Below are 6325 nucleotides of genomic sequence, written 5' to 3' on the forward strand. Positions count from 1 at the left end.
CCGGCGTCACAGCACGGCGATGCCCAGGGGCCGTTCGCCCGCCGCCAGCCGGACCGGGTCCCTCTCTCCGGTGAGGTCCACGACCGTGATGCCGTTCCAGTACCCGTCCCGGGTGAAGCCGCCGGTGACGTACGCCGTGCGGCCGTCCTCGGACACCGCCACGTCCTCGTGCGGGCCGTCCAGCCCGATGACGCGCTCGGATCCGTCGGGCTTCCGGACGGTCAGCGACGCGTCCTCGTCGTCGGAGGCGATCGGACCGGTGCCGACGACGAGCAGCGTGCCGTCGGGGGTCGTCGTCGCGCCGTGCTGGTGCGTGTTCGCCGTCATCGGTTCGACCGCCACCTCGCCGGTACGCGGATCGAGGACCGCGAGGCGCTCGCCCTCGAACGGCAGCAGCAGCTTCCCGTCGCCGGGGCGGACGACCGCGTAGTGCGGCTTCAGCCAGGAGCCGAGACCGCCCTCGGTGCCGTACGGGGCCACCTCCATCCGCCGGGTCCGCAGGGTGTCCGTGCGGACGGACGTCACGTCGAAGGAGTCGTGGCCGGTGGCGTACACCTCGTCGCCGCCCGTCGAGACGTCCACGTCGAACGGTCGGCGGCCCACCGGGGCGGTGCCCGTGACCTCGCGGGTCCCGGTGTCGATGACCTCCAGGACGCCTTCCGCGTCCGGGACGTTGACGCCGACGTAGACGTGCCGGCCGTCGGGCGCGAGGGCGATGCCCATGCCGCCGCCGCGGTACTCGCCCGTGGTGACGGGTCCGGTCTCCGTTGCGTACGGGATACGGGCCTGCCGGGTACGGGTCCGCGTGTCGACGACCGCGACGCCCTCCGCCGTGGCCACCCAGGCCCGGCCGTCCGCCCCGACCACCAGCCCGTACGGAGCGGTGCCGACCTCGACCCGGTCGAACGCGCCGCGCTCCGGATCGACGAACGTCACCGTGTCGCCGCCGAAGTCCGCGACGAGCAGTGTGCCGTCGGGAGTGCTCCCGGCCGGGGCCGCCGCGGACGGGGTGCTCGTCGCCGCCGGGGCGTCCGGCGTGCCCGTGGCGTCCGTGGCGCAGCCGGCGAGCACGGCCGCGGCGGCCATCAGAAGCACCGCACGGCGGGCGCTCACCGGGGCTCCCGGTCGCCCGGGGCGTCCCGCAGCAGCGCCGCGATCTCCGCGAAGCCGCGGCGTTCCGCGTGCGCCAGGGCCGTGACGCCGTCGCCGTCCGGCAGCCCGGGCGTCGCCCCGGCGGCCAGCAGCAGCTCGACGATCTCCTGGTGCGCGCGGCCTCCGTCGCCGAGGATCACCGCCTCCAGCAGGGCCGTCCAGCCCAGCCGGTTGACGTGGTCGACGTCGATGTCGGTGACCCGGAGCAGCTCCCGTACGTAAGCGACGTGGCCCCGCTCGCTCGCCGGGATCAGCGCGATGCCGCCGAACCGGTTGCGGAGCTTCAGGTCCGGCCCGGCCGGCAGCAGCACGTGGAGCATCGCGACGCTGCCCGTCACACCGGTGGCCAGCCAGGGGCTCTCCTCGCGACTGTCCTGCGCGTCGGGGTCGGCGCCCGCCTCGACGAGCAGCCGGGCGGTCTCCACATGGCCGCCGTGGACGGCCAGGAGCAGCGGGGTGCGCAGTTCCTCGTCGCGGGCGTCCACCCGGGCGCCGCCCTCGACCGCCGTCCGCACGGCATCGGGGTCGCCGGCGCGTGCGGCGTCGAGCAGCTGCTGATCGAGGGCGTTCATATCCGTCTCCCGTGGGTCGTCCGGCTCGGCTACTTCGCGAGGGCGGCGACGCCGGCCCGGGCGAACTTTTCGTCGAGGTCGCCGCTGGGCGCCCCCGCCACGCCGATGCCCGCCACCGGAGCACCCTTGACCTGCACCGGGGCGCCACCCGCGAGGAACAGGGTGCCAGGGATGTCCTTCAGGTTCGGCGCCTGGGCGAGCCGCCCGGCCAGCTCCGAGGTCGGGGCGTTCCAGGACACGGCGGTGTACGCCTTCTTCTCGGCGGACTCGTACGCCTGCGGGCCCGAACCGTCGCCGCGCAGCGTCAGGATGGTGTTGCCGTTGCGGTCGACGACGGAGACGGCGACCCGCTGGTTCTCCTTCTCCGCGGCGTCGAGGGCGGCCTGCGCGGCCTTCGACGCGGCGTCCACGGTCAGGTGCGTGGACTGCTGGAGGTTGCGGTTCGCGGTGTCCGCCTTGATGGTGGTGGCGGGCGCGGCGGCCGGGGCGGAGGCGTTCGCGGACATGGCGCCGAAGGTGCCGGCCCCGAGGGCGGCGGCGGCGACGGCACCGGTCAGGACACGGGTGCGCAGCGACATCTTCTTCATGGTGGGCTCCTCAGCGGGGTGGTGCGTGGCTTCTGCGTTCTGTGTTCCATCCTTGGGCCGGTTCCGGGGCCGTACGGTCGTCGTACCGGCTCGACGCCGCGCGCGGAACGGCTGACGGCCCCATCGGCCGATCGGTTGATGCGGGGACGCCCGTTCGGGGTGACGATGAAGGTCCGCGCAGGTCAGGAGCGGGGGCGCGGTGGTCCCGCGCAGGTCAGGAGCGGGGGTACGAGGTGGAGCAGGGGTACGAGGTGCGGCGGCGGGGCTCGTCGCTGCCCGGCACCGGACAGGTCGGCGACCCCGGCACCCGCGGGCTCGCGCTGCTCCTGCACGCCGCGTTCTTCCTGCTGCTGGGCGCCTCGCTGACCCGGTTCCTGCTGCGGCACCCCGGTGAGACGCGCACCCCGTGGATCATCGGCCTGTCCGCCGCCCTCGCCGTCCTGTACGTACTCGGCCCCGTCCTCGGCTCCCGCCCGACGCCGCGCCGCCTCGTCTGGCTCGGGGTGCTCGTCGCCGTGTGGATGGTGCTCGTCGTCCTCGCGCCGAGCTTCGCCTGGTGCGCGGTCCCGCTCTTCTACACCGGGCTGCGCATCCTGCCGCCGCGCGCCGCGCTGGCCCTCGTCGCGCTGCTGACCCTGTTCGTCGTCGCCGCGCAACTGCGGCTGGCCGACGGCTTCGACCCGAACCTGGTCCTCGCCCCGCCCGCCGTCGCGGCCGTCGCCACCGCCGTCTTCGTCCACATGCGGCGCCAGGCCGCCACACAGGCGGAACTCATCGACGACCTGCTCCGCACCCGTCGCGAACTGGCCGCCACCGAACGACGTGAAGGCACCCTCGCCGAACGCCAGCGGCTCTCCATGGAGATCCACGACACCCTGGCGCAAGGGCTGTCCAGCCAGCAGATGCTGCTCCAGGCCGCCGACCGCACCTGGGACGCCGCCCCGGCGACCGCCCGCCGCCACGTCCGTACAGCCACCGGTATCGCGGAACGCAACCTCGCCGAGGCCCGCCGCTTCGTCCACGACCTGGCCCCCGCCGACCTCGCCGAGGGCGGCGGCCTGGAGGCGGCGCTGCACGCGCTCGCCACCCGCGAGACCGCGCAGTCGCAGGGCCGGCTCACCGTCCGCTGCCACGTCGAGGGCACACCCCACACCGCCCTGCCCGACCGCGTGCAGTCCGCCCTGCTGCGGATCGCCCAGGGCGCCCTGGCCAACGTCACCGAGCACGCGGGCGCCACCGAGGCCGCCCTGACCCTCACCCACCTCGACGACCGGACCGTCCTCGACATCGCCGACAACGGCCACGGCTTCACGCCCGCCCCGCGCACCGGAACCCCGGACGGGGTGCGCGGACACGGGCTGCCCGCGATGCACGCCCGGATCCAGCAGCTCGGCGGCACCCTGGCCATCGAGTCCACACCCGGCGAAGGCACCGTGGTGACCGCCTCCGTCCCCCTCACCGACGCCCCCGCCGGCCACGATGCGTCGGGTCGTCTCGACGCCGTCGATGCCCTCGCCCAGCTGGAGGTCCATCAGGACGACGTCGGGGGTGAGTTTGGCGGTCAGGGCGACGGCCTCCTCGCCGCTGCCGGCCCCTCACCCCCCGGGACCCCGCATGACCGCCGCGTACCCGCCCGTCCGGATCCTGCTCTGCGACGACCACGCCGTCGTCCGCGCCGGACTCCTCGCCCTCCTCGGCAGCGAACCCGACATCGAGGTCGTCGGCGAGGCCGGCAGCGGCGAGGAGGCCGTCGCCCTGACCGCCAAACTCACCCCCGACGTCGTCCTGATGGACCTCCAGCTGGGCGAGGGCATCGACGGCGTCGAGACGACCCGACGCATCGTGGCCGGCACCGCGGGCGCCCACGTCCTCGTCCTGACCACGTACGACACCGACGCCGACATCACCCGCGCCATCGAGGCGGGCGCCACCGGCTACCTCCTGAAGGCCGAGCGGCCCGAGGAGCTCTTCGCCGCGATCCGTTCCGCCGCCCAGGGCCGCACCACCCTGTCCCCGCCCGTCGCCAGCCGCGTCATGGCCCGGATGCGCGCCCCCCTGCCGACCCTCACCGACCGGGAACGCGACATCCTGGGCCAGCTCTCCCAGGGCCTCGGCAACCGCGACATCGCGCGCGCCCTGTTCATCAGCGAGGCCACCGTCAAAACCCACCTGGGCCGGATCTACGACAAACTCGGCGTCGACACCCGGGCCGGCGCGGTCTCCGTCGCCAAGGAGCAGCGGCTGCTGCCCTGAGCGATCCCGGCCCCGGACCGGGGAGCAAGGCGGCCCCCGCCTCCACTGATGCGGGAGCGGCCCGCCGGGCATGACACCATCGAACCGTGCTCGACATCGGCTACTCCCTCTCCCGACGCTTCCCCGATCCCCCGCAGACCGACTACCGCCGAGCGGACGTCCACGCCCTGCGCCACGATCTGTTCTCCGGGGACGTCTACCTCGCGGACACCAAGGAGGACCGCGAAGTATCCACAGCCTGGGGATGGGTACCGGTGCTCGACTTCGCCTGGGCGCTGTGCGACATCGTCGAGAAGATCGACCAGGACCCCCGCGGCAACCGCTCGCACCGCCGCCAGTTCGCCGAACTCGACTTCACCGAGTCCTCCGACCGCATGCTCTTCGAGCGCCGCTTCGGCTGGGTCGACGTCGAGGCCGACTGGATGCCCGCCGAGGAAGCCCCCCTCACCTTCAGCCACTCCCTGCTGCGCCGCGAGGCCCGCGACTTCCTGCACGACCTGATCGCCGACCTCGCCGACATGCACGAGGGCCTCGCCGACAACCCCACCGTCTGGGACATCCAGGCCCGCTTCCCCCGCCTCTGACCGGGCGCGGCAGCTCCGTCACACCTCCACCCGCACCCCGATCTGCGCCGCGAACGCCGGAGCCAGCTCCATCAGCTGCGACGGACTGATCACCGCACCGGCCAGCCGCTCCACACCCCGCGCGATGTCCAGCTCCGCGACCGTCCGCAGATCCACCGACTCCATCCGCGCCGCGCTGAAATCCGCCCGCTTCAGCACACAGTCCCGGAACTCCACCCGGGTCAGCTGCGCATCCCCGAAATCCGGCTCCGACAGCACACAGCCCTCGAACACCACGTCCTTCAGCCGGGCCTTCCGCAGATTCAGATAATCGATCTTCCCGCCCCTGATCAGGACCCGCTCCAGCACCGCACCGTGCATCTGCACCCCGCCCAGCCGCGCGTCCACGATCTCCACATCCCGCAGCGCCACCCCCGCGAGATCGGTGCCCACCCCCCGTACCCCCGTCAGCACCGAGTCGATGAACCGGGCCCTGACCAGCTCCGTACGGTCCAGGGCGCAGCCGTCCAGCGCGCAGTCCATGAACCGCGCACCCGGCCCCGACTCGTCCGCCAGATCCACGGCATCGAACCGCACACCGTCGTAATCCCCGTCCGGCTCCAGCCCACCGCCCTCGTACGCCACCAGCACGGGCAGCCGCACCTCCGGACGCCGCGCCTCGGCGACCCCGCCCTTCGCCGCCCTGCCGGCCCTGCCCGTACCGCCACCACTACCGCTGCTGCGCACCATCCCCCCATCGTGACGCACACCACTGACAACGCCCCGCCGAGCCTGGCCCGGTCCCGGCCGCTCACTCCGGCGGGGAACACCACCGTGCCCCGGCACACCGCTTGACCTCAAGCGCACCTGAGGTCGGAGGGTGGTCTCACCGAGACCCACACCCCGGGGAGCCCACCATGTACGCCGTCCGTCTCCACACCTTCGGCCCCGCCGAGAACCTCGTCCACGAACACACCGACGACCCCGTCCCCGGCCCCGGCCAGGTCCGCATCGCCGTCCGCGCCGCCGGCGTCCACCTCCTCGACACCGCCCTGCGCGAAGGGATGACCGGGCCGAGCGGGGTGAAGCCGAGGATGCCCAGGGTGGTGCGGCCGGTGCCGATCATGGCGACTGCTGCGGCGTCGTCGAGGCTGTCGGGTACCGGGTGGAGCTTGTCGGCCTCGGTGACGGTGAGTTC

The 6325-nt window shown here is 73.7% G+C and carries 6 protein-coding genes and 3 pseudogenes; 4 read left to right on the top strand and 5 right to left on the bottom strand.

Translation table 11 applies throughout. The features are described from left to right. Nucleotides 1–6: 6 nt before the first annotated feature. From EAO72_RS24350 to EAO72_RS24360, 3 genes are read right to left on the bottom strand one after another with little or no spacing between them, the layout of a single operon-like run. A complete protein-coding gene (locus EAO72_RS24350) occupies nt 7–1086 on the bottom strand; it encodes a YncE family protein (protein ID WP_148022011.1) in 1080 nt (359 codons plus the stop codon). A gap of 23 nt (nt 1087–1109) precedes the next feature. Then, the gene (locus tag EAO72_RS24355) at nt 1110–1724 is read right to left on the bottom strand and encodes an ankyrin repeat domain-containing protein (protein ID WP_148019384.1); all 615 of its coding nucleotides are present in this window, start codon (nt 1722–1724) and stop codon (nt 1110–1112) included. A 29-nt stretch (nt 1725–1753) separates the two neighbouring features. Further along, complete coding sequence (locus tag EAO72_RS24360) at nt 1754–2311, bottom strand: GlcG/HbpS family heme-binding protein (RefSeq protein ID WP_148019385.1); 558 nt, start codon at nt 2309–2311, stop codon at nt 1754–1756. 233 nt (nt 2312–2544) lie between these two features. On the opposite strand from EAO72_RS24360, the pseudogene EAO72_RS24365 reads away from it, so the two are divergent. Then, nucleotides 2545–3783: pseudogene (locus EAO72_RS24365) on the top strand (sensor histidine kinase); the annotation flags it as partial. Here the strand turns inward: EAO72_RS24365 and EAO72_RS24370 are convergent. Then, nucleotides 3772–3903, bottom strand: a pseudogene (locus EAO72_RS24370) (DNA-binding response regulator); the annotation flags it as partial. The pseudogenes EAO72_RS24365 and EAO72_RS24370 sit on opposite strands and share 12 nt — an antisense overlap. A gap of 22 nt (nt 3904–3925) precedes the next feature. On the opposite strand from EAO72_RS24370, the gene EAO72_RS24375 reads away from it, so the two are divergent. Both EAO72_RS24375 and EAO72_RS24380 read left to right on the top strand, forming a co-directional pair. Continuing rightward, the gene (locus tag EAO72_RS24375; RefSeq protein WP_148019386.1) at nt 3926–4564 is read left to right on the top strand and encodes a response regulator; all 639 of its coding nucleotides are present in this window, start codon (nt 3926–3928) and stop codon (nt 4562–4564) included. Between the two features lie 86 nt (nt 4565–4650). Continuing rightward, a complete protein-coding gene (locus EAO72_RS24380; protein WP_148019387.1) occupies nt 4651–5148 on the top strand; it encodes a hypothetical protein in 498 nt (165 codons plus the stop codon). Between the two features lie 18 nt (nt 5149–5166). Here the strand turns inward: EAO72_RS24380 and EAO72_RS24385 are convergent, their stop codons facing one another. Then, on the bottom strand, nt 5167–5877 hold the full coding sequence (locus EAO72_RS24385) for a pentapeptide repeat-containing protein (RefSeq protein WP_148019388.1): 711 nt from the start codon (nt 5875–5877) through the stop codon (nt 5167–5169). Nucleotides 5878–6044: 167 nt separating this feature from the next. Between EAO72_RS24385 and EAO72_RS43280 the strand changes: the two are divergent. Further along, nucleotides 6045–6325: pseudogene (locus EAO72_RS43280) on the top strand (hypothetical protein); the annotation flags it as partial.

Origin of the sequence: Streptomyces sp. OR43 (genome assembly GCF_008042275.1) — a bacterium.
Taxonomy (GTDB): Bacteria; Actinomycetota; Actinomycetes; order Streptomycetales; family Streptomycetaceae; genus Streptomyces.